This window comes from Vibrio hepatarius (assembly GCF_043642085.1).
In the GTDB taxonomy this organism is placed as follows: Bacteria; Pseudomonadota; Gammaproteobacteria; order Enterobacterales; family Vibrionaceae; genus Vibrio; species Vibrio hepatarius_C.
In genome coordinates this window covers 371,416-397,126 of the sequence record NZ_JBHZSA010000002.1, presented here as the reverse complement: position 1 = coordinate 397,126, position 25,711 = coordinate 371,416, and the positions used below count along the sequence as shown (strand labels likewise).

Annotated in this window: 21 protein-coding genes; 5 read left to right on the top strand and 16 right to left on the bottom strand. The window is 44.4% G+C overall.

The features are described from left to right. Nucleotides 1–27: 27 nt before the first annotated feature. The gene (locus ACHUFZ_RS04875; RefSeq protein ID WP_394126146.1) at nucleotides 28–906 is read left to right on the top strand and encodes an endonuclease/exonuclease/phosphatase family protein; all 879 of its coding nucleotides are present in this window, start codon (nucleotides 28–30) and stop codon (nucleotides 904–906) included. Here ACHUFZ_RS04875 and ACHUFZ_RS04870 read toward each other — a convergent pair whose 3' ends face one another. Genes ACHUFZ_RS04870 through ACHUFZ_RS04850 form a run of 5 tightly spaced genes read right to left on the bottom strand, consistent with a single transcriptional unit; the run spans nucleotide 907 to nucleotide 6,478 of the window. After that, entirely contained in the window at nucleotides 907–1,953 is a 1,047-nt protein-coding gene (locus ACHUFZ_RS04870) for an efflux RND transporter periplasmic adaptor subunit (protein WP_394126145.1), read from the bottom strand. It abuts the gene before it with no gap. Further along, nucleotides 1,953–5,258: an efflux RND transporter permease subunit gene (locus ACHUFZ_RS04865; protein ID WP_394126144.1), complete on the bottom strand. Its 3,306-nt coding sequence runs from the start codon at nucleotides 5,256–5,258 to the stop codon at nucleotides 1,953–1,955. Before ACHUFZ_RS04865 ends, ACHUFZ_RS04870 begins: the two co-directional genes overlap by 1 nt. 18 nt (nucleotides 5,259–5,276) lie before the next feature. Further along, entirely contained in the window at nucleotides 5,277–5,735 is a 459-nt protein-coding gene (locus tag ACHUFZ_RS04860) for a DUF6691 family protein (RefSeq protein WP_394126143.1), read from the bottom strand. A 13-nt stretch (nucleotides 5,736–5,748) separates the two neighbouring features. Next, nucleotides 5,749–6,168, bottom strand: a complete 420-nt coding sequence (locus ACHUFZ_RS04855; protein ID WP_394126142.1) for a YeeE/YedE family protein — start codon at nucleotides 6,166–6,168, stop codon at nucleotides 5,749–5,751. Between the two features lie 16 nt (nucleotides 6,169–6,184). After that, complete coding sequence (locus ACHUFZ_RS04850) at nucleotides 6,185–6,478, bottom strand: metalloregulator ArsR/SmtB family transcription factor (RefSeq protein WP_394126366.1); 294 nt, start codon at nucleotides 6,476–6,478, stop codon at nucleotides 6,185–6,187. Nucleotides 6,479–6,649: 171 nt separating this feature from the next. On the opposite strand from ACHUFZ_RS04850, the gene ACHUFZ_RS04845 reads away from it, so the two are divergent. The 3 genes from ACHUFZ_RS04845 to ACHUFZ_RS04835 all read left to right on the top strand — a co-directional run bounded on the left by ACHUFZ_RS04845 (nucleotide 6,650) and on the right by ACHUFZ_RS04835 (nucleotide 8,871). Further along, nucleotides 6,650–6,835, top strand: coding sequence for a YgaP family membrane protein (locus ACHUFZ_RS04845; RefSeq protein WP_394126141.1), 186 nt, complete (start codon nucleotides 6,650–6,652; stop codon nucleotides 6,833–6,835). A 12-nt stretch (nucleotides 6,836–6,847) separates the two neighbouring features. Next, nucleotides 6,848–8,506: an FAD-dependent oxidoreductase gene (locus ACHUFZ_RS04840; RefSeq protein ID WP_394126140.1), complete on the top strand. Its 1,659-nt coding sequence runs from the start codon at nucleotides 6,848–6,850 to the stop codon at nucleotides 8,504–8,506. Between the two features lie 179 nt (nucleotides 8,507–8,685). After that, a complete protein-coding gene (locus ACHUFZ_RS04835; RefSeq protein WP_004411643.1) occupies nucleotides 8,686–8,871 on the top strand; it encodes a hypothetical protein in 186 nt (61 codons plus the stop codon). An 82-nt stretch (nucleotides 8,872–8,953) separates the two neighbouring features. On the opposite strand, the gene ACHUFZ_RS04830 is transcribed toward ACHUFZ_RS04835, so the two are convergent. The 11 genes from ACHUFZ_RS04830 to ACHUFZ_RS04780 form a co-directional block, all read right to left on the bottom strand. Beyond that, nucleotides 8,954–10,123, bottom strand: a complete 1,170-nt coding sequence (locus tag ACHUFZ_RS04830) for an MFS transporter (RefSeq protein ID WP_394126139.1) — start codon at nucleotides 10,121–10,123, stop codon at nucleotides 8,954–8,956. After that, nucleotides 10,123–10,815 (bottom strand): aspartate/glutamate racemase family protein, encoded by a 693-nt coding sequence (locus tag ACHUFZ_RS04825; protein ID WP_394126138.1) that lies wholly within the window; start codon nucleotides 10,813–10,815, stop codon nucleotides 10,123–10,125. Before ACHUFZ_RS04825 ends, ACHUFZ_RS04830 begins: the two co-directional genes overlap by 1 nt. 119 nt (nucleotides 10,816–10,934) lie before the next feature. Next, a complete protein-coding gene (gene phaC / locus ACHUFZ_RS04820; protein ID WP_394126137.1) occupies nucleotides 10,935–12,710 on the bottom strand; it encodes a class I poly(R)-hydroxyalkanoic acid synthase in 1,776 nt (591 codons plus the stop codon). Between the two features lie 57 nt (nucleotides 12,711–12,767). Further along, nucleotides 12,768–13,115 carry a phasin family protein gene (locus ACHUFZ_RS04815; RefSeq protein ID WP_394126136.1) on the bottom strand — a complete coding sequence of 116 codons (348 nt, stop codon included), beginning with the start codon at nucleotides 13,113–13,115 and terminating at the stop codon, nucleotides 12,768–12,770. Between the two features lie 33 nt (nucleotides 13,116–13,148). Next, on the bottom strand, nucleotides 13,149–14,357 hold the full coding sequence (locus ACHUFZ_RS04810) for an acetyl-CoA C-acetyltransferase (RefSeq protein WP_394126135.1): 1,209 nt from the start codon (nucleotides 14,355–14,357) through the stop codon (nucleotides 13,149–13,151). A 14-nt stretch (nucleotides 14,358–14,371) separates the two neighbouring features. Then, nucleotides 14,372–15,112, bottom strand: a complete 741-nt coding sequence (locus tag ACHUFZ_RS04805; RefSeq protein WP_394126134.1) for an SDR family oxidoreductase — start codon at nucleotides 15,110–15,112, stop codon at nucleotides 14,372–14,374. 664 nt (nucleotides 15,113–15,776) lie between these two features. After that, entirely contained in the window at nucleotides 15,777–17,564 is a 1,788-nt protein-coding gene (locus ACHUFZ_RS04800; RefSeq protein WP_394126133.1) for an ABC transporter ATP-binding protein, read from the bottom strand. Further along, nucleotides 17,558–19,318, bottom strand: coding sequence for an ABC transporter ATP-binding protein (locus tag ACHUFZ_RS04795; RefSeq protein WP_394126132.1), 1,761 nt, complete (start codon nucleotides 19,316–19,318; stop codon nucleotides 17,558–17,560). Before ACHUFZ_RS04795 ends, ACHUFZ_RS04800 begins: the two co-directional genes overlap by 7 nt. Before the next feature lie 248 nt (nucleotides 19,319–19,566). Then, nucleotides 19,567–22,629, bottom strand: a complete 3,063-nt coding sequence (locus tag ACHUFZ_RS04790) for an efflux RND transporter permease subunit (RefSeq protein ID WP_394126131.1) — start codon at nucleotides 22,627–22,629, stop codon at nucleotides 19,567–19,569. Next, entirely contained in the window at nucleotides 22,626–23,681 is a 1,056-nt protein-coding gene (locus tag ACHUFZ_RS04785) for an efflux RND transporter periplasmic adaptor subunit (protein ID WP_394126130.1), read from the bottom strand. The genes ACHUFZ_RS04790 and ACHUFZ_RS04785 overlap by 4 nt, the downstream gene beginning before the upstream one ends. A 1-nt stretch (nucleotide 23,682) precedes the next feature. Beyond that, nucleotides 23,683–24,729: an efflux RND transporter periplasmic adaptor subunit gene (locus ACHUFZ_RS04780; RefSeq protein WP_394126129.1), complete on the bottom strand. Its 1,047-nt coding sequence runs from the start codon at nucleotides 24,727–24,729 to the stop codon at nucleotides 23,683–23,685. Between the two features lie 214 nt (nucleotides 24,730–24,943). On the opposite strand from ACHUFZ_RS04780, the gene ACHUFZ_RS04775 reads away from it, so the two are divergent. After that, complete coding sequence (locus tag ACHUFZ_RS04775; RefSeq protein ID WP_394126128.1) at nucleotides 24,944–25,669, top strand: TetR/AcrR family transcriptional regulator; 726 nt, start codon at nucleotides 24,944–24,946, stop codon at nucleotides 25,667–25,669. The last annotated feature ends 42 nt before the right edge of the window (nucleotides 25,670–25,711 follow it).

Sequence of the window (25,711 nt, the reverse complement as noted above, 5' to 3'; positions counted from 1 at the left end):
AGAATTCGAAACATTACGTCAACTATTATGCAAAAAACGTGGTCAATTATTAGTATCCTTGCCTTATTAGGATCATTTTACAGTTATGCGGATACTGTTTATTCAGCTTGGAATTTAGAATGGTTAACTAGTACGCCATCTAGCAAATTTAAATCCTCGTTGCGAGATGATCAGGACTACCAGTCTTTACATCGTCATTTCACGTCTATGGACAGTGACATTTTGGCGTTTCAAGAGGTCAATGATAAGCAGGCTTTAAAAAAGGTCATCGGCAGTGATTACCAAATCTTTTTCTCTCATCGTTCAAACGCTGCCAATCAACATCATCAATTTAGTGACATTAATCAGTACACAGGTTTTGCGGTCAAAAAAGGTATTTCGGTAAAAGATATGCCCGACGTGAAGCTGGACAGGTCACGCAATAGCAAGCTTAGATTTGCTAGCTACGTCTTGCTTCACCCAGACTCACACAAGCCAATCCATGCTCTGTCGGTGCATTTAAAAGCGCGTTGTTCGGGTGCTTATAATGGGAGTAAAGCGTGCCGAACGCTAAAGGCACAAGGTGAAGAACTCAATAAATGGATAAAGGAGCGTGAGAGAGCCAACGACGCTTATGTCATCCTTGGTGATTTTAACCATAATATGGGGTATCAAGGAGACTGGCTTTGGGATGAGATTGCTCGAGGTACAAAAGCCGTACTCGCATCTAAGTCAAGCAAAGCAGAATGTAAGGTGAGATCTCGAAACAATCCGAATAAGACTCACCAATTCCGTTCATTGATCGACCATATTATTGTCAGCAAAGTCCTTACGGCTTCAACTCCTAAGCAAGACATCTTTCCCGTACAGGACGTACTCAAGTATCAGTTAAGTGACCATTGCCCTCTCTCCTCCGATGTTCGCTAACTAAAAATCACGAGGATTTAGCACTACCCTATCACCTTCACTTAGTCCCTTACGTACTCTGAAACCATCTCCCAGCTGAACCAATCGAGTATGTAAGGCTCCCTCTTCGACGACTTTGACATAGTCCAGTTGGCCAACTTGATAAATAGCAGCAACAGGTACTGTTAAGACTTTCTCCGTTCCAAGGTCGACGGACACTCGCGCAAAGTTACCCGGATAAAGGGGGTGTTCACTCTCAAAACCAAGCCTAATACGATAACTTCTTGAACCACTATCCGCTGCAGGTGCAATTTCATTTATCGTCGCATCTAATACTAGGCCATAAGTGGGGATTTCTAATGCCAACGTTCTACCGATTGATAATACAGGCATCACGGACTCTGCCACATCAACCTCAACAATTAAGGACTCAGGATTATACATTGATAGTAGAGCCATGCCTGGAGTTGATGTATCACCTGAGTTAACAGGTTTATTAGTAATGACACCATCAAACGGAGCAGTAATTACGCTAAAGCCAAAGGTTGTTTCTGCTTCTGACACAGCCGCTTTCGCTTGCTCTAAGTTTGCAGAGGCCGTTTTTAGCTTGCTTTCAACCTGATCAAATTGCGCTTGTGGAACCAGTTTTTTAGCAAGCAGTTCTTTAATTCGAGCATACTCTTTTCTGGCTGCATTAAGCTGAGCCTGAGACGACGACAGACTCTGCTCTGTTTGTCTAACTCTCGCATCCAGGTCATCACTTTCTAATCTCAACAGTACATCACCTTGCTTAACGGACTGGCCTACTTCAACCAGTACCTCCACTACTGTGGCCGTAAGTCTTGCAGCTATCGTTGCTTTTTGGTCAGCAACTACAGAGCCTGGAAAATCGCGCATCACTCGCTGCTCTGTGGCGACAAGGGTCACTACTTGTTGCGGCTCTATCATAGACTGACGTGCTTGCATCTGAACAGGAACCTTAGGGCTAAACACTCCTGCCATGTAGAGAAACACAACGGCTAATCCAGCGAACAGTACTAATCCAAGAAAAAGTTTACGATTCATCATTATTCCTCCTCCGTTACTGGAAGTCCGTGTCCCTTAGTATTTTGATAGGCGAGATTATAGACAACTGGAATCACCAGCAAAGTAAAAACGGTTGATGCTGAAATACCAAAGATGATTGCCCACGCAAGGCCATTAAATATAGGATCAAGGGTAATCACAATGTTACCAAGCAATGTTGTACCTGCTGTTAATAGTATTGGTCGCATTCTTACCGCTCCCGACTGGAGCAACGCGTTGTGCAATGACTCACCTCTAGATAGAGACTGCTGAATAAACTCAATCAGCACTAACGAGTTACGCACTACAATGCCAGCCAGTGCAATCATGCCGATCATCGCCGTCGCAGTGAACAGAGCTGGATTAGGATAGCCGTTAATGTCAGCAGATAAGCTATTCAGCAGCCAGAACCCGGGCATAATACCGATAACGGTAAGTGGTATGGCGAGCATGATGATTCCTGATACTGCAGGTAGACCAGTTTGAACGAGCATCACGACAAACACCCCAAGCAAAGCAGCGCCATAGGCAATACCAAGATCACGAAAGACATCGACCGTAATCTTCCATTCCCCTTCTCCACTCCAAACCACTTTGATGTGATCATCGAGCTGCCAGTTTTGGCCAGAACCGTTAGTTAAATAGGTTCGCTCTTGCCAATCAATAAACTCTGTCTCGTCTTCGCGATTGTAATCGGCAATAACATCAGCAACGATTTCACCCGGCACTCGACCCACAGATTCCGCATATACATATACAACAGGCTTTAAGTTTTTATGGTAGATCGGGCTATCGACAGACCGTTTAACAAATTCACCTAACTCCGATAGCTGTACCAAGGGCTGAGGCGCATCAATAAATGATCCTTGGCTTGCAACTTTCACTACCCCGGCTTGGCCACGGACATACAACTGCTTAATGCTTTCAAGGGAGTCTCGCTGAGCTGCTGGCAGACGGACCTCAATCGGTAATGCAGCGACTTCGCGAGGAATTGCAAGATAGCCCAGCACTTTACCCTTATTTGCAGCGACAATGGTGCCATTAATATCCTCAATGGATACTCCAGATAGAGCTGCTTTCTCTTGATCGATAATAAACTGCCAAGTTTCCAACTTTTGCTGAGCACTGGTATCTACCTCAGTGACATATGCTTCATCTCTTAGTCGGTTGGCGACAATGTCGGCCTGAGTAATTAACTCTTGGTAGCTAGTCTGCTCATCGCCATACACCTCAGCCGTAATCGTCGCGATCACAGGTGGTCCTGGTGGCACTTCGACTAACTGAATGTCGGCCTGATACTTAGACGCAATACGCTCTAAATCGCTTCTGAGCCGTGTAACAATCTGGTGTGATTGCATCGAACGATTGTGTTTTTTAACCAACACGATGCGCAGTTCCCCCTGATACGCTTCACTACGCATAAAATAGTGTCGAACCATACCATTAAAATCCATAGGGGATGCGACTCCAGCAAACCCCGACACAGACTCCACCTCTGGGACATCCAATAAATAATCAGCAAAAACACGTAGCGTATTAGAAGTATCTGCAAAGCTCGTAGATTCAGGCATGTTAACGATCAATTGAAATTCGTTCTTGTTGTCATATGGCAATAATTTGAGGGGTACTAAACGCAATGCTGGGAGCATAGCTGCTGCAATAAACAGCGCTGCCACTAGGCTCAGAAATAGCCACGCCTTTTTACGACTCACCAACAATGGTGATAACAAGGTTGCATAAAGTTTATAGAGCGAGGTATTTTCAACGTTATAGTGTCCCTGTTGCTGCGCAGACTTTAGAATTTTCTTCGCCAGCCAAGGAGTAATAAAGAAAGCAACGATGGTGCTAAAGATGACACTGATAGGCACGTTGAATGCCAAGGGCGCCATATAGGGGCCCATCATGCCGGTGATGAAAAACATTGGTGTAAATACAATAACGATCGCGACTGTCGACATGAGCAAAGCACTGCGAATCTCCGCCATTGCATACACTATCGCTTTCGAGCGGGATAACTCTTTACGCTTAAGATAACGCTCAATGTTATCAATACTGGCAATGGGATCGTCAACGATTAGACCGAGTGCCAATATAAGCGCAAACAGCGTCACACGATTAATCGAATACCCGAACAACAAGTCCATTCCAAGCGCCGCACCATAGCTGATAGGAATCGCGATCCCAACCACCAAGGCGCTTCGCCAGTTTAGAAATAGGCCAACAAACACCACCACAGTCACTATCGAAATGGCCAAGCTAGAAACAAGATTGGACACCTTGTCATCTGCTGTCTGACCATAATTTCGAATAATGTCTACCTTGACTTCACTCGGGAATTGCTCACTTTGCAAGCGAGTGAGTTTATTGACGACAGATTGCGCCACATCTACCGCGTTTGAACCTTTTTGTTTCGCAACGGAGATAAATACCGCAGGATACTCAGTCACATTATCTTTGGAGATATGCCAAGTATCTGTTGCGGCTTCCGTCGCACCATCAATTACATCTGCAACATCTTGTAAATAGACAGGCTTGTTATTGACCACCGCGATCACTAAGTCTCTGATCTCTTGCGCCGATTTGAACAACTGACCCGATTCCAGTTGATACTGCTGGCCCGAAATCTGTACAGCGCCAGCTTGCGACTTGGTGTGGCTTACCCTTAGTGCGTAATTCAAGTCACTGACCGTGACGCCAAAATTGGCCATTGCAACCGAATCAAGTTTGACGTGAATTTTACGAGCCTCACCACCAATTACGCTAACACTATTCGTATAAGGCAGAGACTTGAGACCTAGCGTTGCTTGATCAGCAAGCCGACGCAATTGGTAACGATCTACTTTGTTTGCGTCCGTTGAATAGACTGCAGCTACGACAATAGGCACATCATCAATTTCAACTGGTTTAACGATCCAATGAGTAACAGAAGGCGGTATGCGGTCTTGATTGGAATAGAGCTTATTGTAAAGCTTGACCAATGCCGCTTCGCGAGGCTCACCGACAAAAAAACGGACAATAACTTGTGCTGCCCCTTCCATCGAAGAGGAATAGACGTATTCAACACCATCGATCTGGCTAAGTAGCTTTTCTAATGGCTCGGTAACTTGGTTTTCAACTTGTTCTGCGCTTAGGCCCGTAGCTGAAATCAGCACATCGGCCATGGGAACAACAATTTGTGGATCTTCCTCTTTCGGTGTTAACCACAACGCTGCGGAACCAACGGCCAATAAAACAACGATGAGTATGGCAGGAAAGAAACTATTCATCACTGAATGAATCACACCGTCCTTGGTTGCTTTTCGTTCCATTTATCCCTCCAAAAAGTCCTAGCTAGACCCAACTATTCGTGCTTGCCTGTCGCTCTTGTCAAATATCACTTTCGCAATTAAGGAGCCTATGACCATGGCGCAGAAAAAAACCACTATGGATGCATTCCCTAGACCTAAGCTTGCTACTGCTGGACCAGGACAGATTCCCGCGATTCCCCAACCAAGTCCAAATAATGCCGATCCTGAAATCAGCTTAGAATCGATATTTTGCTGTGTTGACAGACTATACTCGCAGCCATTTACCGCCTGCTGCCTAGGTTTGATGACTAAAAAATAGCACGGCATGAATACCATCAATGCTCCGCCCATCACATATGCCAGACTTGGGTCCCAACGGCCCGCAACATCTAAGAAACCAATCACTTTTTTTGGCTCAATCATGCCAGAAATAGCCATGCCCGCGCCAAATAGCACACCACTAAACAAAGCGGAGATACGAAATACTAATTTGTTCATTAAACGGCCTCTATTAATAAACGTGCAAACGGACAAATACCGTCACCGCAGCAGTAAACATAAAAACCATGGTCGCAACCAAAGAACGTTTCGATAAACGTCCGATGCCACATATTCCGTGTCCGCTCGTACAACCATTTGCTAATCGAGTACCCATACCAACGAGCAGACCAGCAACAGCCAGAATAGGAAGTGAAATTCCTTCAGTAATAGGGCTAGAAACACCAAATGCAACAACACTGACAAAACCACCAATAATCATGCCGGCAAAAAACAGCAGTCGCCATGAGTACTCCCCTTCTTTCGGGGTAATCAAGCCATTTATCACACCACTGATACCGGCTATTTTTCCATTAAATAGCATGAGAAAAGTGGCCGACACTCCAAGGAGTACCCCACCAAACAACGACTGCCAAGGGACGATTTCTAACATAGAAATTAACACCTTCTTATTTACAAAAAACGCTGTGTAAGCTTTGAATTAGCGGTTCCACTCGCAGATCCGCTAGAGAATAAAATACTTGTTGAGAGGCCTTACGCGCTCGAATCAAATTATGTTTTCGTAGCACGGTCAAATGTTGAGAAAAGGCAGATTGACTTAACGCCGAACTCAGTTGTAGTTGCCCAACACCGACCTCACCTTGAGTTAACTGACACAACACCATTAAACGTTCTGGATGGGCCATAACCTTCAGTAACTCAGCCGCTTCAATTGCGCTCTCCTGCATTTCAGCTAGGTTCATTTCATGCTCAACCATATCAACCTCACTCATTTAGCTAATTTAGATATTACTAAAATACATTAATTAGTCAACCCTAATTTAGTAATCAACAAATTAGATAAAATAACATTAGACACTGCTAATGTATGATCTTATAGTTATGGAAACAGACAACATGTTAAGGAAGATGTTATGACACTTGATAACGCAATACGTGTACTGGCTGGTAGCATGGTTTTGCTATCTGTTGTGTTAACATTGGCTGTCCACTCAGGTTTTGTGTGGCTGACAGTATTTGTCGGCGTTAACTTAATCCAAAGTGCATTTACGGGAATTTGCCCCGCAGCTTTCTTCCTTAAAAAGTTAGGCTTTCATTAACCGGAGTTTCAAATGACAAAAATTCTAATTGTTGGAGGAGTTGCCGGTGGCGCTTCTGCCGCTGCTCGTGCCCGTCGCCTTAGCGAAGACGCTGAAATCATCATGTTCGAGCGCGGCCCACATGTCTCTTTTGCTAACTGTGGTCTTCCGTACCATATTGGCGGTGAAATCCAAGACAGAGGCAAGCTGTTGCTTCAAACACCGGAAAGCTTTTTAGCTCGTTTCAACGTTGATGTCAGAGTCATGAATGAAGTAATTTCGGTCGATCGAAGCAATAAATCTGTCACTGTTAAAAATGTTCTTGATGGTAGCGAATATACAGAAAGCTATGATTTCTTACTCCTAAGCCCTGGCGCTTCACCTGTCGTTCCGCCTATCCCAGGGATTGATAACCCTCTCACCCATTCTCTTCGTAATATTCCCGATATGGATAAAATCCTCAATGTCCTCAAAACCAAACAAGTGGCACACGCCACGGTTGTTGGTGGTGGCTTTATCGGATTAGAAATGATGGAAGCATTCCACGCATTAGGGATTCAAACGTCTCTGATTGAAATGGCTGATCAAGTCATGACGCCGGTCGATCGTGAAATGGCAGGCTTTGTCCATGCAGAAATCAAACAGAAAGGCATTGATTTACAGCTTGGCGTGGCACTCGAAGCCATTGAATACCAACCAAACGAGGACAACGAGAACTTACTCCTGTCACTGAATAATGGCCAACAGATAGAAACCGACTTGTTGATCATGGCAATTGGTGTTCGCCCAGAGACCAATCTCGCCGTGCAGGCCGGGTTAGAACTTGGGCCATTAGGCGGCATCAAAACCAACGATATGATGCAGACATCAGATCCTTCAATCTTTGCTGTGGGCGATGCCATTGAAGAAAAAGATTTCGTAACAGGTGCACAAACACTTGTACCGCTTGCCGGGCCAGCAAACCGACAAGGCCGCATGGCAGCAGACAATATGCTGGGCAGACGTGAAACATATCAAGGCACCCAAGGTACCGCCATTTGTAAGGTATTTGATCTAGCTATTGCCTCTACTGGTAAAAATGAAAAGCAACTTAAGCGCGATGGCGTTGGCTACGAGAAAGTGTACGTGCACACCGCAAGTCATGCGAGCTATTACCCTGGCGCCGAGATAGTCTCATTTAAGATGCTCTTCGATCCTAAGTCTGGAAAGATTCTAGGTGCTCAGGCGGTCGGTAAAGATGGCATAGATAAACGTATCGACGTCATGGCGGTAGCGCAACGTGCTGGGATGACCGTCGAACAGCTGCAACATTTGGAGCTGACTTACGCTCCTCCTTTCGGCAGCGCTAAAGATGTCATCAACCAAGCGGCATTTGTCGCAAATAACCTCATCAAAGGCGATTCAACGGCAATACATTATGATGAGATAACGAATCTCACTGATGATCAGATTCTTCTTGATGTTCGTAATCCTAGGGAACTCCAATCCGTGGGCTATCTTGAAGGCGCAATCAACATTCCAGTTGATCAGCTTCGCCAACGCATGGATGAGCTACCAAAAGACAAAGAAATCATCATCTACTGCCAAGTAGGGTTGCGTGGCAATGTTGCGTACAGACAATTGGTTAACAACGGGTATAGAGCCAAAAACCTCATCGGCGGTTATCGCACCTATCTATACGCGCAAGCCTAGTCAAACAAAACACTGCATTTAGGGAGCACTCGCTCCCTTTTTTGTTGTTACGACTTGTGGTCAGTATCACTACTACCTTGGTATATAGGCCACATAGAATTGATTTAGATCAATTAACCATATTAAAAACAAGGCTATGTTTAATATATGTTAATAACTCTTTAACAAAGGATTGAATTATGGAATTGAAACAAGACCCTCGCTGTTATACAGACGTTTGTATTGATGGAAAGTGGTTTCACCATGATCACTGCACTACCAGCGCTTACATGCTTAAAGGTGGCGCTTCATGTGCCGTCGAACTAAAAAAAATGCCAGAAACTGAAAACGAACTTATTGAACTCATTCAACACAATCTTAAATAACCTCCTCTCAGAATGAATTCAATAAAAGCAAAAGAGCTGCACCAAGCAGCCCTTTTTTTATGTCAACGAGTAGAACGATTGCCTAAGCGATAGATTGTCGCGCTCTATACGTATTTACACCAAATAACGCTAACACGGCCAATACAAATGGTAATACGTAGATGTTCATCATTTCCCACCCAACGGTAGATTCTAGCCAGCCTGATAGGAGCGCTGTTACGGTTACGCAGCTGAAGACAAAGAACTCATTAAACGCTTGCGCTTTGGACTTATTACGCGGCGAATACGATTGACTAAAAAGCCCTGTTGCTGCAATAAACATAAAGTTCCAACCAACACCGAGCAGAATAAGAGCAAAACTGAAGTGCCAGATTGATTGCCCATGAATATTGATCGCAATACATAGCACAAACAAAATACCACCGGATATGATCATGTTCCTTGCACCAAAGCGTTCAATCAAACGTCCGGTGAAAAACGCAGGAACGAACATGCCCAATACATGCCATTCAATCACGCCTGCCGCTTTTTCGAAATCAAACCCGCAACCAATCATGGCCAAAGGCGTTGCGGTCATCAAAATGTTCATCACTGCATACGCCACCATTGCTGCGAATACCGCCAGCATAAAATTGGGCGCTTTTATAATGTCGAGCAAAGGCTCACTTTGTACCTGCTGATGGTGCTCGTGGGTGGGTGGAAACTGAATGGTCTGAAGCAGGCCCAAGGCGAAAATATTCAAGCCAATTAACGCCATAAATGCGCCAACATACAAACCGTCAGCCGACCACTGCTGTGAATAGATTGCTAGATTGGGCCCAAGCATAGCTGCTAAAACGCCACCAGCCATAGAAATCGAAATCGCCCTATGCCTTGCGCTTTCATCGCACACTTCTATCGCAGCGAATCGGTAAAGCGTACCAAAGCCAATACCAATCCCTAGCAGGAATGTACCGACACAAAACAGGTAGAACATCTCTTGGGATAGTGCATAAGTCGACACGCTTGCGCCTGAAATACCAATTAGATTACCAATGCTAAAGCCCTTACGTCGACCTAGCTTGCCCATAATCAAAGAAGCAGGAATCGTGGCAGTCATTAAGCCTAAAAACTGTAAAGCTACAGGCAAAGTGATCAGGCTTAAACTTGGCGCTATCGCTTTACCAACTAGACCAATTACCGAGATAAGCAGTATATTGCCTGTCATTAACAGAGCTTGGCAGAGTGACAACAACCATACATTTCGATTCATTAACTCACCGCCTGTTGGACTGCGGCTAAAGCATGAATCTCAACTGTATCAAATAGTGGAGTCTCCGTTTCATCTTGTGAGACTAACAGCCCAATCTCTGTACAACCTAAAATCACACCTTGCGCATCATTTTCGGCAAGATCACTGATGATGGTATGAAAATCATCTTTCGAACGACGGTTTACCTTACCCAGACAAAGTTCGTTGTAAATAACATCATGTACCAACTTTCTCTGGACGCCGTTTGGCACAACGACTTCAATCCCGAATTTGTCACTTAAACGTTGTTTGTAAAAGGCTTCTTCCATTGTAAACGCGGTGCCTAGCAACCCCACTTTGGTAATGCCCTTTTTAACGAGCACCTCACCTGTAGTATCGGCAATATGAAGCAGTGGGATGGATACCGCCTCTTCTACTTGTTCGGCCACCTTATGCATGGTGTTGGTCGCAATCAAAACAAAGTCTGCACCCGCTCGTTCTACTGACTGAGCAGCATCGCACAGCAATACGGCACTTTTGTCCCACTCTCCGCTACGCTGCAGCAGTTCTACCTCTGAAAAATCGACACTATTGAGGATGATCTTCGCCGAATGTAGTCCGCCTTTGTGCTGTTTTACGCCCTCGTTGAGCTGCTTATAATATTCAGCTGTAGACTCCCAACTCATACCGCCAATGATCCCTATCGTTTTCATCCCTTCCCCCTCACATTTATTTGTTACAAATAATTAAACAGATCCCATGTAACATTACAAATAAAAAAGGCTTCCAAACAGAGTTTGAAAGCCTTGCGTTGTTTCACTTAGTAACGCTGTTATTCTGAGCGTATCGGTAGAACTTGCTTCACATAGTCGCCAGGAGCTTGGCCCAATACTGGGAACTGCTCGCTGCCTACAGAGAAAGGCGCAACTTGTTCTTCAGCATTGAAACCCATTAACCACTGGTGCCAATGTTTCCACCAAGAACCTTCAGTATGATTTGCGTTAGCCAACCATTCATCAGCACTCTCATCTAGCGTGTCACTCGTCCAATAGCCATATTTATCTTTATCAGGATGATTTACGATACCTGCGATATGGCCTGACTCACCAAGAACAAACGTCTTGTTGCCGCCCACATTCAGTGCACCACGATACGTTCCTTGCCAGAGAGCAATATGGTCTTCTTTGGTCGAAACAAAGTAACTCGGGATTTTGATCTTGTTGAGATCTATCCACACGCCACCGATTTTCACCCCTTTGTCTTGAACAAGTTTATTGTTCAAGTACAACTCCCTCAGCATGAAGTTGTGCGTTTTAGCTGCCACGTTGGTGCTGTCACTGTTCCAATAAAGCAGGTCGAAATCAACCGGGCTATTCCCTTTCAAGTAATTATCAACGTAGTAATTCCAGTACAAACTGTTCTCGCGTAGCAAGCTGAACGTCACGCTGAGGGAACGACCATCCATGTAACCCTTGGCATCATTCTGAGCTTCAATAGCTGTGAGTATCGTGTCGTTGATGTATGCGCCAACTTCACCTGGCTGAGAGAAATCAAGCAATGTCGTAAAGAATGATGCACTCTTGATACGCTTCTTCATGCGCTTCGCTGCGTAGTAAGCAATAGTACTCGCAAGCACAGTGCCACCAATGCAGTAACCTGCCGCGTTGACTTGGTCTTGGCCAGTAATTTCTTCAATCGCAGAAACCGCTTTTGCCACACCTTCAGTTACGTAATCACCAAACTCAACATCACGCTGCTCAGCACCAGGGTTACGCCAAGAGATCATAAATACTGAATGACCTTGCTCTAGTAACCAACGTACCATCGAGTTCTTTTCACGCAAATCAAGAATGTAGTATTTGTTAATGAACGGTGGAACGATCATCAAAGGTGTCGAGTTAACTTGCTCCGTCAGAGGGCGGTATTGAATTAACTCAAATAGCTCATTCTTAAAAACCACATCGCCCGAGGTATTCGCAACGTCTTCACCAATGCGGAAAGCATTATTGTTGATCATACGAATTTTAAGAATATCGGCGCTAGACTCGGCATCTTCTTTCAATTGCTCTAAACCAACCAACAAGTTCTGACCATTTTGCTCAAGTGTCAGCTTTAGCAGCTCTGGGTTGGTCGCAATATAGTTGCTTGGAGAAAGTGCATTGATAGCCTGACGCGAGAAAAAGCTGATTCGTTCCTTGGCTTTATCATCTAAGCCTTCGATGCTATCGATAGTTTCTAAGTAGGTTTTACTGAAAAGCAGGTAAGACTGTTTGATAAAGTTGAAGAAAATATCTTGTTGCCATTCTTCGTGAGTAAAGCGCTTATCGCCTTTCTCAGCCTTAATGACATCGTCAGTATTTGCGCTAAGAGCAACATTTTGCCAAATCTGCAATTGTTGCTGCCACCAATCGGCTTGGATTTTAAGCATTGCTGCTGGTTGGTTGGCTGCGACCTCTAACAACTTAGCGGTGTCTTCGAGGTTCACCTCTTGCATTGCTTTATTGAGAGGAGTGTTTGCGGCTGCCCTGCTGAGTTCTAGATCTTCCCACCACTTTTGATTGGTTTCTTGGAGCTTAACAAGGTAGTCCGAAAAGAAGTTGTGTAACATAATTAGACTCCTACGATCGGAAAAAATGCCGCCTTTCGGCGGCTAATATAGGCAGTGTTATGCGGGAGTCACTGTCTTAAGGTTTTCCGTCGTCATCTGTTCCACATCATCTTTGAACTCTTTGGCAACGGCTTGAAGCTTGTTGCTATCGTCCATCATTTGCTGAGACAACTTAGTTAGAACACTTAGCTGCTGGCTGTTGAACGCAGTTAGTGACGTTACATCTTTGATTTCACTTGCCGCTTTCATTTGAGTCAGGCCCATTTCGCTGTAAGTACGTATCGCGTTCAGCTGAAGCTCAGTTAATACTTCAATATTCTTAGTCACCAGCTTGTTGAACTTTAGGTATGGTTCTAGGCTTTTTTCAGTTTGATCGCTAAATGTTTTAAAAAAATCTGTGTACATGAGTATTACTCCTGGGTTAATTCCATTTAATAATTACTGGGTTGATTTGATGATTAGCGCGGTACCCATGCCACCACCAACACATAGAGACGCCACACCGTACTGGTCACCTCTTCGGTTGAGTTCATGGATGAGTGATACAAGAATTCGGTTACCAGACGCTCCGAGTGGATGGCCTAACGCAATTGCCCCACCGTTTACGTTGGCTTTATCTAAGATGGTTGAAATCGATACTTGGTGTTTATCCGCAAGTTTATGGATAACGCCAAGTGCTTGCGCCGAAAATGCTTCGTTAAGTTCATACAGATCTAGGTCTTCGATGCTTAAATCTGCTTTATCGAGTGCAATGCTGACCGCTTCTACAGGACCGAGTCCCATTAGCTCCGGCTCTAGACCTGACTGGCCATAACTCACGATTTCTGCAATAGGTTTTAACCCATGCTTTTTAACCGCAGATTCACTGGCAACAATAACCGCACTCGCACCATCATTTAGGCCTGAAGCATTTCCTGCCGTCACTGTGCCTTCACGATCGAACGCTGGTCGTAGTTTTGCCAATCCGCTTAGTGTTGCTTCCGCTTTTGGATATTCATCCGTATCAAATACAACGGTTTCGCGACGTTTCTTCACATCAACAGCAACAATCTCTTGCTTGAACTTTCCAGCTTCAATCGCTGACACAGCCTTAAGTTGACTACCTAACGCATATTCATCTTGCTGCTCACGACTAAGGTCTACGGCTTTTGCGATATTTTCAGCCGTAACACCCATATGATATTGGTTATACACATCCGTCAGACCATCATTGATCAGCAAGTCTGTCAGATTCATATTGCCCATTTTGTGGCCGTCACGAATACCAGAAGGAATAGTAAATGGGATTTGCGACATCACTTCAACACCAGCAGCAACAACTATGTTAGCGTCTCCAGCTTTAATGTGACTCGCCGCGTCCATAACCGACTTCATACCGCTGCCACAAACCATATTGATAGAGTACGCTGGCACTTCATTGGGAATTCCAGCGTAGAGAGACGCTTGTCTGCCGACTCCCATCCCTTGACCAGCACTAATCACATTACCAACGATCACCTCATCAACTAGGTTCACGTCAACATTACCTTCTGACAGCGCCGCTTTAATCGCGATTGACGCTAAGTTACCAGCAGAGATGTCTTTCAGCGTTCCACCAAATGAGCCAATTGGAGTACGCTTTGCCGCTACGATATATACTTTTTCCATTATTCTGCCCCTTCTTAATGCATGTATAAGCCGCCGTTTACAGAGAGTGTTTCCCCTGTAATGTACGCGCCTGCATCACTGACTAAGAAAGAGACCGATTTTGCAACTTCAGTTGGTGTTGCGAGACGACCCATAGGAATTTGAGCTTTGATAGATTCCAACGCTTCTGGCTTCATTGCTTCCACCATTGGCGTCCCCGTATAACCCGGTGCCACAACATTTACTGTGACACCACTACGAGCGCCTTCCGCTGCAAGCGCTTTCGAAAAACCAATCATGCCCGCTTTCGCTGCAGAGTAGTTGGTTTGTCCGAATTGGCCCTTTAGTCCATTCACCGATGAAATGTTAACAACTCGGCCGTTGCCCTTTTCACACATAGCGGCAAACAGAGGTTGGGTAACGTTAAACACACTGTTGAGATTTGTTTCAATCACTTCTTTCCATGCTGACGCTTGCATCTTTTTGAACGTTCCATCACGAGTAATGCCTGCATTATTGACGATGACATCAATGGTGCCCTCTTCTTCAAGCAAAATCGCTAGGCGCTCCGCACACTGCTCTGTATTGGTCACATCCAGTTCAAACAAGCGTACCTGATCTTCGCTAAATCGCTTCTCATTGAACCACTCTAACGCGCACTCGTAGTTACCAGTAAAGTACGTCGCGATGATTCGATATCCGTCATTCACTAACTGCTCCGAAATAGCAGAACCTATTCCACCTTTCGAGCCTGTGATCAAAGCAATTTTCTTCATTAATGGACTCCATTCTTAACAAGCAATAAATATAACGTAATAAGTTCTAATTTATACGTAACTCAATACGTAAAAATCGAAATCAAATAAAACCTATTAAGGCTTCCCTGTGCCTTTTAATATTTAAAACTAATCCTAAATTATTACAGTTCAAATATTTTCTCGAAATTAGTTCGTAAAGTTGAACAAAGTCTCATATGGAATGAAATGTTATATTGATGTTAACTCAAATTAAGTATATGTTTTTAATGGTTATTTTTTAACCAATAGTTCTCTCATTAAGATTTAAGTTACTGTTATTTTAAGGATTATATATAATTGCATAGCATTTGCATAAAATTTCCATTACGTGAAATATCAATAGTTAGTTTCCCATAACCTAAGAAAATTTAGTGAGTAAGCCATCAATAAAGATTTAAACTTTAGTATTAGACTGGGTCAACACTTCAACTAGGATATAACCACAGAATTTATAAGATTATGATTAACAAAGGTTAGATAAATAATTCACACCTATACCATTGTCTATATTTAATTATGAAAACAGAAATATTTACTATATCTTTTACTTATTTATCAGAGCTAAATATTAGCGAGATAAAAAAGCCCGGATTTAATCCGGGCTGTATCGTTTATTGAATTTTTGTTGATAACAAGTATTACATTATTGGCCTGCAATTTCGATATTGTCACTAGACGACTTGATGGTTTCATTTAACAAGCCTGCGTATAAACCATTAAGAGCCAGTAACTGTTTATGATTTCCTCGCTCAACAATCTCACCCTTTTCCAACACGAGTATCATGTCAGAGTGCCTTACAGTACTTAACCGGTGAGCAATAGCGATAACCGTCTTCTCATTAAACAATCGCTGCATCGCTTTTTGAATGAGGGATTCAGTGATAGAGTCGACCGAACTCGTTGCTTCGTCTAACATCATAACTTGCCCGCCTTGTGCAACCGCACGAGCAAATGAAATCAACTGGGTTTGCCCTACTGAGAGGTTCGAACCATTCTTTTCAATTTTGAACTCATATCGCCCAGGGAGCTTATCGATAAAACGATTCGCGTATACATACTCAGCCGACTGTTCTACATCCTTACTCTCTATCTCGGGTTTACCTAACGCAATGTTAAACTCGATACTCTCTTCAAATAAATGAACTTCCTGCATCATCAGTGAGAACAGGTGCATGGAGTCCTCTACGGCAATTTGTGACAACTCGATACCGTTCAATAGGATGCTTCCTTCGTAGTTTAGATAAGTCCTAGAGATCAACCGCAGTATTGTCGACTTCCCTGAACCTGTTGACCCTACCAGCGCTATTTGATGGCCTTTTTCGAGTACAAAGGAGACATTGTTTAATACATATGGTGCATCATCCTTGTAGCGGAAGCTCACATTACGAAACTCCAATCTCTCGAACTGTGTGAGTTGACGTTTCACTTCTTTAGTTGACAATAACTGGCGCCCTTCTTCCGCTGTCGGTTGAGCGAAGAGCTCTTCAATATGATCGAACGCAGCAAATGAGCTCTGTATTGAGGCAATTTGAGAGGTGAAGTCACGTATCGGGACAAAGACTTTTTCCAAGGTATTGATAAATGCAATCAAAACACCAAGTGTCAAAGCACCTGCAATCACTTGTTCTGAACCGTACCAAATCAGTAGAGCAATGGTTACAGAGGTAATACCCGAGATAAAGGAAAACAGAATTGCATCATATTTGTTGATCTTCTTCTGCGCACGCAAAAATTCATCAGTGTAGCTTTTGAACTTCTCTTCTACTTGTGTCTCTGCTCGATACATTTGAACGGTTTTCATACCAAACAAGACTTCCTGCAAAAAGCCAACGCCTCTTGCTAATGCAGAGCGAGTCAGCAGATACAGCTCACGGAGCTTGTTTCTCACGTATACCGTTAAGTACATCACCGGCGGCATGACAACCAAAACAATCAGCGTTAGTTGCCAATCAATTAAAAACATCATCACCAACAAAGCAATGGTGTTAAACGTATCCTTCACCAACCCCACCACCGATTGTACGAAGGTCTCTCCGATGGTTTCTAGGTCACTTGTCAGGCGAGATAGCGTGACACCAATAGGCGTACTATCAAAATAGCTGCGGGGTAACTTTAATACGCGATCAAACAGAACACTGCGCATATCTGTCACGGTGTTTTGTCCCGTTTTTCGTAAGTTGTATGAGTAAGTCGTATCAACTAGGTAACTCATCACTAGAACCGCAACTAAATACGAGACATATTCTAGCAAGCCCTCCATGTCTCCCTGACTGAGGTGGACATCGATGATTTGGATGATTAACCATGGAAACAGTAAACTCGTCATCACAGTAAGCGGCAACATTGCGATGCCCAAAATTGCTGACTTCTTATACTTCTTAGCGAACTTGAAGAAGTGCTTAAGATATTTGACGTCGACACCTTTTAACATGCTGCTGCCTCCGTCTCATTTTGTTGTAGTTGCCAAGTTTCTAGATAGTAATCACACGTTTTGAGCAACGTTTGATGCTCCCCTCGGGCAATCACTTCACCGTTGTTTAAAACAACAATCTCATCCATATATTCAAGAGCATTAACACGGTGAGACACGACCAAAACTGACTTGTCGCCTAAATGTTCGAATAGATTCTCTAAGATTTTTCTCTCTGTTTCGTAGTCAACGGCAGAGAGTACGTTATCCATGATGATCAACTCTGCAGGCTCTAGAAGCGCACGCGCAATACTAAGCCTTTGCTTTTGCCCGCCAGACAGCATAATGCCTTTTTCACCCACTAGGGTTTGGTCACCATGTTCAAAACGAGACACATCACTGGCCAACTGACTGAGTTCTAATACTTCATCGACTTGCGCTTTAGCCACCTCACTCTGACTACCAAAGCGGATGTTGTCTTCAACCGTTGCTGAAAACAAGTACGGATCTTGGGTCACTGTTTTGATATAGCGTCGCAAGTCCGAGCGCGAAAAAGAGGTAATGTCCCTATCACCAATAAAGATACTTCCTGCGGGTACCTCTAGATGATGGTTTAGGCAGTTAACCAGCGTCGTTTTACCCGCACCGATCCCACCAAGCACCCCGACTTTCTTTCCTTTCGGGATATCAAAGCTAACATTGGACAGTACATTTTCTTCATCTGAATCATATTGAAAACTCAAGTTACGGACAGAGATGGTTTTCCCCGTGAGTTGAGCAACTTCAGGCTGAGAAAGTTTAATTTCATCTAGCTCTGGCATATCCGCGTTCAAGATTGTTTGAGCGCTCTGAATGCCAACAATTCCTCGCTGATAAACGGTCGCGATACGGCCCAACTGCATTAATGGCATCGCAAGCAGCACGGAATAAGTCAGAAATGCGGTTATCTCACCCAGTGTCAGCTCTTGCGCCATCAACATGTACCCGCCTAGACCTAGAATAATGATCTTCATTAAGTCATTGGCGTAATCCAAAACCGGCATAAAGTAGACTTGTATGCGCATGATTCTCATGCGGCAGCGCAGTAATTGTTGGTTGAGCTTTTCTATCTCAGCTTTCACCCAAGGAGACATGTTCTGGCTCTTAATTAAGTCGATACCAGACAAGTAATTCATCATTTGAGCCGATAAGTTTTGCAGTCGATTCATATGTTCAAGGTGCAAAGTTTTCATGCGCGTAAAACCCACTCGAAATATGACGAAAGCAATTGAAATGGGAATAACTGAATACAAAGTCAGCTCAGGAGAAATGCGCCACATGTACAAAGGGGTTAATGACAGTGCTAACAAGGCATTAAAAAACTGCAAAAATCCGACCCCGAATAACAGTCGAATTCCGTTGAGATCATTATTGATGATTGAAATGAGGCGGCCAGAAGCAAACTGCTGATGAAAACTACTCGGCAAACGATTGAGCTTTTGAAGCAGTGTATTTTTTAATGCCGCTTCTGTAATCCTGCCAGGGTTCAATGCATAGATGCGGGATAGAATACGGACGACCACCATCGCTATCGACATAGCGACCACAATACCAACGTAGTTTTTAAGTTGGTCATGGCCTGCCACCGACGCATCTTCAATCAAATCAATCGCTAGTTGAATATAACGTGGGATTTCGACTTGCAGCCAGTTAACAAGAAAGATAAATACAATCGCAAGCAAATACGATTTACGATTCATGCGCACATAATGCGCGAAAAACTCAGTTTTTGTCATACGACTCGTTCTTTCTAGAAAATTTTAGTATTCGATTCAATTTAGCATTTCAGTACGATAAGGCGGCGAGTACATGACGAGAAACGCTTTTAGACTAATGTTCAGTGTACTGTTTGAAACTGGGAATTTTACTCTCTTCAGCATGAAAAATCATCAAGTTGAGTCCAGTTTTCAAGCCCAAAAATAGGATGAAAAAAGCCCGGAATTAATCCGGGCTGGCATTAAACGAATCGATTTCAATCCTTGAACTATCCGGCAGTGGATGGTTTGATTCGATAAAAAATAGCGAATAATACCGGTACAACAATCAGTGTTAGCACCGTAGCAAAGCCTAAGCCAGCCATAATGGTAATCGCCATTGAGCCAAAAAATGCATCAAACACAAGTGGGATCATGCCCAGAATTGTGGTCAGTGCTGCCATACTCACGGGACGTACTCGTGAGATAGCACTATCAAATACCGCTTGATATGGGTCTTTACCCGACTCAAGTTCGATGTTGATTTGGTCGAGCAATACAATACCGTTTTTCAAGATCATCCCACTCAGACTTAATAGACCGAGGAAGGCGGTAAAACTAAACGGCATATCCGTCGCGAGCAGGCCAATAGAAACACCGATGATAGACAGAGGAACCGTGAACCAAATGACTAACGGCTTTCGCAATGAGTTAAACAGCAACATAGTGATAATGAACATCAGCAAGTAACCCATCGGCAAAGAGCCAAACAGTGCTTCTTGCGCATCCTTTGAAGATTCATACTCGCCACCCCAAGTAATTTCGTAGCCAACAGGGAGTGTTAGCGCCTCAATACTTGGTTTCACTCGACTAAATAAACTCGCTGGTGTCTCATGTCCTAACACATCGTGATCGGCAAGTACGGTCAAAGTGCGTTTTCTATCTCGACGCTGAATTAACGGCTCTTGCCACTCTAGGGCTACACCATCAATGACTTGCTCAACAGGAACATAGCTTTGTAGCGTTGGGCTCCAAATTTTCACGTTAGCCAGAGATTCAAAATCAATACGCTCTTGCTCAGGCAGACGAGTAATGATCGGCAACATGTGCGTACCGTCGCGCAGTAAGCCAATCGGTGTTCCACCAAATGCCATCTGCAGGGTGTTCGATAAGTCTTCTTTGGAGATACCTAAGCGTCGCGCCTTAGACTCATTGAATTGAGGAACCAGTTCTTTTGTACGCTCACGCCAGTCATGACGGACGTTCCTAGCACCAGGGTCTTGCAGTAATACGTCTTCGACCTGCACCGCGATTTCACGCAGAACTTTAGGATCAGGGCCAGTAATTCGCGCTTCAATCTTTGACGCAGGTGACGGACCGAACTCCATCAACTTAAACTGAAACGTTGGTTGATTGAACTTCACTGCTAGGTTTTCGTCTAGCTCTGCCAGCAGTTCGAACATGGTTTCTCGATCAGAGGTACGCACCTGTAACTGGGTATACGCTTCGTAGCTTTTCTCCGGTTGATAGGTTAATGCGAAACGCTGTAGGCCTTGTCCCGTCGTGGTAGAGACAAACTCGACGTTCTCTTGCTGGCGAATGTACTGCTCAACCTTTTTGGTCTCGTTGATCGTCTCGCGAATGTCTGTCCCTTCCGGCATCCACATATCAACGTAAAACATCGGTGTATTGCTCGGCGGGAAGAACTGCTGCTTAACCATTCCAAAACCCGCAACCGCAGCGACAAGCAGACCAACCATGCTGATGACCGTTAACCAGCGGAAACGCAGTGCGAACTTAAGGCTTGCGCCGAAGACCGTAAACAATACGCCTTTGTATGGGTCGACATCTTCTGCTTGCGCTAGTTTGTCTTCCTCTTTCAGCAGTAGGTCTGCTAAAAACGGAGTAAGTGTCAGCGCTGTAATCCAACTCAAGAAGAGTGAATAACATAACACCCAGAATAGTGAGCCCATGAACTCACCGGTCGCATCTTCAGACAGGCCGATTGGAGCAAACGCCGTAATCGCAATGATGGTCGCGCCAAGTAGTGGCCATTGAGTCTGCTTAACAATATCAACCGAGGCTTGAAGTTTGGTTTTGCCACGCTTCAATCCAACCAATATTCCTTCCACAACAACAATGGCATTGTCCACCAGCATACCTAGCGCAATGATGAGTGCACCAAGCGAAATACGGTGAAGTTCGACATCATTTTGCTTCATCAGAATAAACGTGCCCATCACCGTCAGTAACAACACAGCACCGATGATCAGGCCACTACGCAAGCCCATTGCAAATAACAGCACGATGATTACGATCGCTACTGCTTGACCTAAGCTGACGATGAAATCATCGACTGACTTCTCGACTTCCGCCGACTGGTTATAGAAGTAGTTAATCTCTACTCCTGCCGGACGAATAGACTCTAGCGCTTCGAGCTCTGATTCTAAGGCTTTACCCACTTCAACGACGTTTACACCAGCTCGAAATGATATAGCAAGGTTTATGGCTGGTTGGCCGTTGAAGGTGATGACATTACTCGGCTTCTCTTGAATACCGCGAGTCACCGTTGCGACATCTTTTAGTCGAATCAGGTTACCTGTATCACGACCATGAATAATTAAATCTTCTAGCTCCTGCTGCGAGCTCATAGTGCCATTAGGGCGGATGGTCAGTGTTTGTCCGTTAACCATCACTTCGCCCGCTGATTGGACACTGTTTTGCTGGCTAAGCAGACCGACAACCGTGTTCATGTCAAGATTAAGAGCGGCTAATCGCTCTAAAGAAACCTCAACAAACACTTGCTCTTGCTGATCACCGGCAATGGCCACTTTACCTACACCATCAACCAGCTCTAACTCACGACTCAGATAATCGGCATAGCGCTTAAGCTCAATATAGTCATAGCCGTTGCCAGTAAGCATGAGCATGATGCCGTATACATCACCAAAATCATCAATGATCTGAATTGAGTTCACCCCAGATGGCAACGTTGGTTGAAGATCGTTGATCTTACGGCGCATTTCATCCCAAATCTGAGGGAGTTCGTCTGGGCCGTATTCCATCTCCATACTGACCATTATCTGCGACATTCCGTTCGATGAAGTCGAGGTAATTTTGTCTAAGTAAGGTAGCTTACGGATTTCCTTTTCTAGTGGATAAGTCAGCTCTTCTTCTACCTCTTGAGACGTTGCCCCCGGATAAGTAGAAATAATCATTGCGTCTTTGATGGTAAACGCAGGGTCTTCAAGTCTGCCCAAATCCATGAACGAGGTATAACCCCCCACCGCCAGAATGACGAGGAATAGCCAACTGATCACTTTATTCTTTATTGAGTACTCAGCAATGCTCACAGCTCAACTCCTTTAATTTCCATTCCTTCACGCAGCTTTCTCAGATTCGAATTAATGAGAACATCGCCTTTACTCACGCCCGATGCGACTAAAGCACCGTTACCTGTGATTTGGTCAACGCTGATCGGATATTTGTGCGCTTCGCCACTTTCGAGTTTCCAAACGTGAAACTGCTGAGCTTCACTCCCAGCATCAATTGCTGTCATAGGAAGTTGGTAAGCTTCAAATGTGCTCAGTCCCGCCTTAATCAGATCAACGGAAACTCTCGCACTGGTTCCGGGCAAAATTTGATGTTCGATTTGCGGCATGTTGAGCCAAACCTCATAAGTTTGGCTTTGTGGATGAAGCTCACTAGTGTGTTCCAAATAGCTCACTGGGTAACTGCCTTCATGGCCAGCAAAGGTCGCCGTAGGCTGGTAGCTCTGTGCATTAACATTCGGGTTCAACATCGCAAGCACAGAGTCAGAAACTTCAATCTTTACGTATACTTGGTCATTTTGATAAATCGTGACCACTTGTTCGCCGGGTGTTACGTTCTCGTGTTTTTTCTTATCAACAGATGAAATAACGCCATCAAACGGAGCCGTTAAACGTGTGTAGCGCATGCTGGCTTTTGCCACACCTAAGTTCGCGTTTGCCAATTGCAAATTGGCGTTCAACTCATCGAGTTCGGCACGTGAGATCATCTTGTTGCCACGTAACTCCTCACCGCGTTTCGCTTGTTTTAAGGCCAACTCATATTTCACTTGAGCATCGATCAGTTGCTGCTTGCTCTTCGCATCATCTAACAAGGCGACGACTTGCCCTTTCGATACACGATCGCCCTCTTTGACTAAAATAGCCGACAGCTCACCATCCATACGAAAAGCCAGCGGCGTCAACTCTGCAGGCATCACTTGGGCATTGAAGTTACGATATTGACTCTGAGACGCTTGTTCTACGGTAAATGTATCAACCATGACTGGTTTCGTTGGGCGGTGTTCCACCTCTGGCGTACAAGCGACTAACACACTGGCTGATAGCATCGCTACGGCAAATTTATTACTAAGCATCCTAGATACCACCTTCTTTCTTCCATGCTTTCACTTGTTGACCTGGTAGCAGACTCTCTACACCGGCTTCGACAATAAGGTCGCCACTGTTTAACCCCGCAATCACATTGCCATTGCTATCCAGTTGAACCTCAATCGGAGAGATGGTTTGCGAGTCTTGATCAAATCGATATAGCTCACCGCTGGTATCTTGCTTAAAGACCCACGCCGTATCCGCTATCTGAACGAATCGTTGCCCCGTTTCATTAAGTAATTTCACTTGTGCAGTCATGCCCGGGAGCAGGTTCATTAACTTAGGACGCTCAATAGACACGCTGGCAGAATAGCTATTTGTATCACTGTCAGGTTTGGTCGAAATTTCTTTGAATCGTGCAGGAATAGCCACTCCGCTATGGCTGTCCATAACAACATGAAAAGTAGACGACTCTATATGCTCTAAACCGTACTGCTCGGCATAACTCACCGGAATGGTAAACACCACGTCCATTACGCCGTTATCGATAACATTGAGTATTGGCTGGTTAGCGCCAACCACTTGGTGTTCTTTGCTAAAGGTAATAGACACTACACCATCAAACGGCGCGAGGATTTGGGTGTAGTCTAAGTCTGTTTTGGCTTGTTCTAGAGAAGCGAGAGCCGCTTTGTATTGAGCCTCATGTTGATCATAGGTATCAACACTGATGAGTTTTTTAGCGTGCAGTGTCTCCGCTCGTTGGAACACAGTTTTCGCCAAATTAAACTCAGCTAAACGAGCTTGATAAGCCAATTGGTAATCGGTTGGGTCAAGTTTCGCAAGTACGTCGCCTTGCTTTACTTCACTGCCCATGTGGATCAAGAGTTCGTCTACTTCCCCTGCCACTTGGAAAGACAATGACGCGCGATCAGTCGCATCAATATTTGCAATGAAAGAATCATAACGCTCGCTCTGAACGTTAGGCACTTCAGTCAGCTTAACGGGCTTAACCACAGGCTCTGATATTTCTGAGTTTGCCTTGTTACACCCTGCAAGCACCAATACGGATAACCCTATCGCAGCAAAACGCACCATTGGTCTTATTCCTTTTGTCGATGTGTTCATTGTTTATTTATCTTTTCATATTGCACACCTGTGCAGTATATAAATTATATGAGTGAGATCAATATTTATTTTCCACCCGTGCAATATAATATTTATGTAGGCTATACTGTTAAGCGGATTCTTTAATGAAATGATGCTCATTTTCTGGTAGAAAGAAGGCGTTAAACCAAATTGACTAGGTACTATGACGGAAAGAAAGCAAGGCAGACGAAGCGCTCAAGACGCTGAGAAAACCAAATGTGAGATTATGCGTGTCGCAACTGAGCTATTTTGTGAGCTTGGCTATGAACGAGTTTCGCTGCGAAATATCAGTGAAAAAGCAGGCGTATCGCACAGCCTGATTCGCCATCACTTTGGCAGCAAAGAGCAGATCTGGTATTCGATCAGTGACGGATTACACCTGTACATGGAAAAGTATATGCGCACGATCATCGCGAATATGCCAGAAGGTGTCGGCTCTAACATTAAGCTATACCACTTTTCCGTTCGTTTACTCGCCCATATGCTTGATTGCAAACAGCCTATTCAGTTGATTGCTGACGCAGTGCGTCAAGAAGATGCCCTGTTTGATTACTTTATCGATAATTCAGGCGAAATTGAGCAGTTAGTGTATAGCCTAGCAGAGCAATACAATGAAAATCACCCTGAGACACCTGTCAAAATATGGGAGATCAAATGGCAAATGATGATGTTTGCGCACGGTGCTGCCAGCCTTACGCCATTTATGAAAGAAACTTGGGCCGATCAAACCGATGACATTGAAGTGTGCTTACTTAAGCACTGGGAAATGTTCAACAATATGATGGCATGTCGATTCCAAGTACCAAGCGAATACATTTTGCGTCCAGATCGCGTGACTGATCTAGTCTATGAAGTCGAGTGCGATGCAGAATCCTTGACTCAAGAATAGTCATCCCCACATTTAAAAAGCGAGCTATCAGGCTCGCTTTTC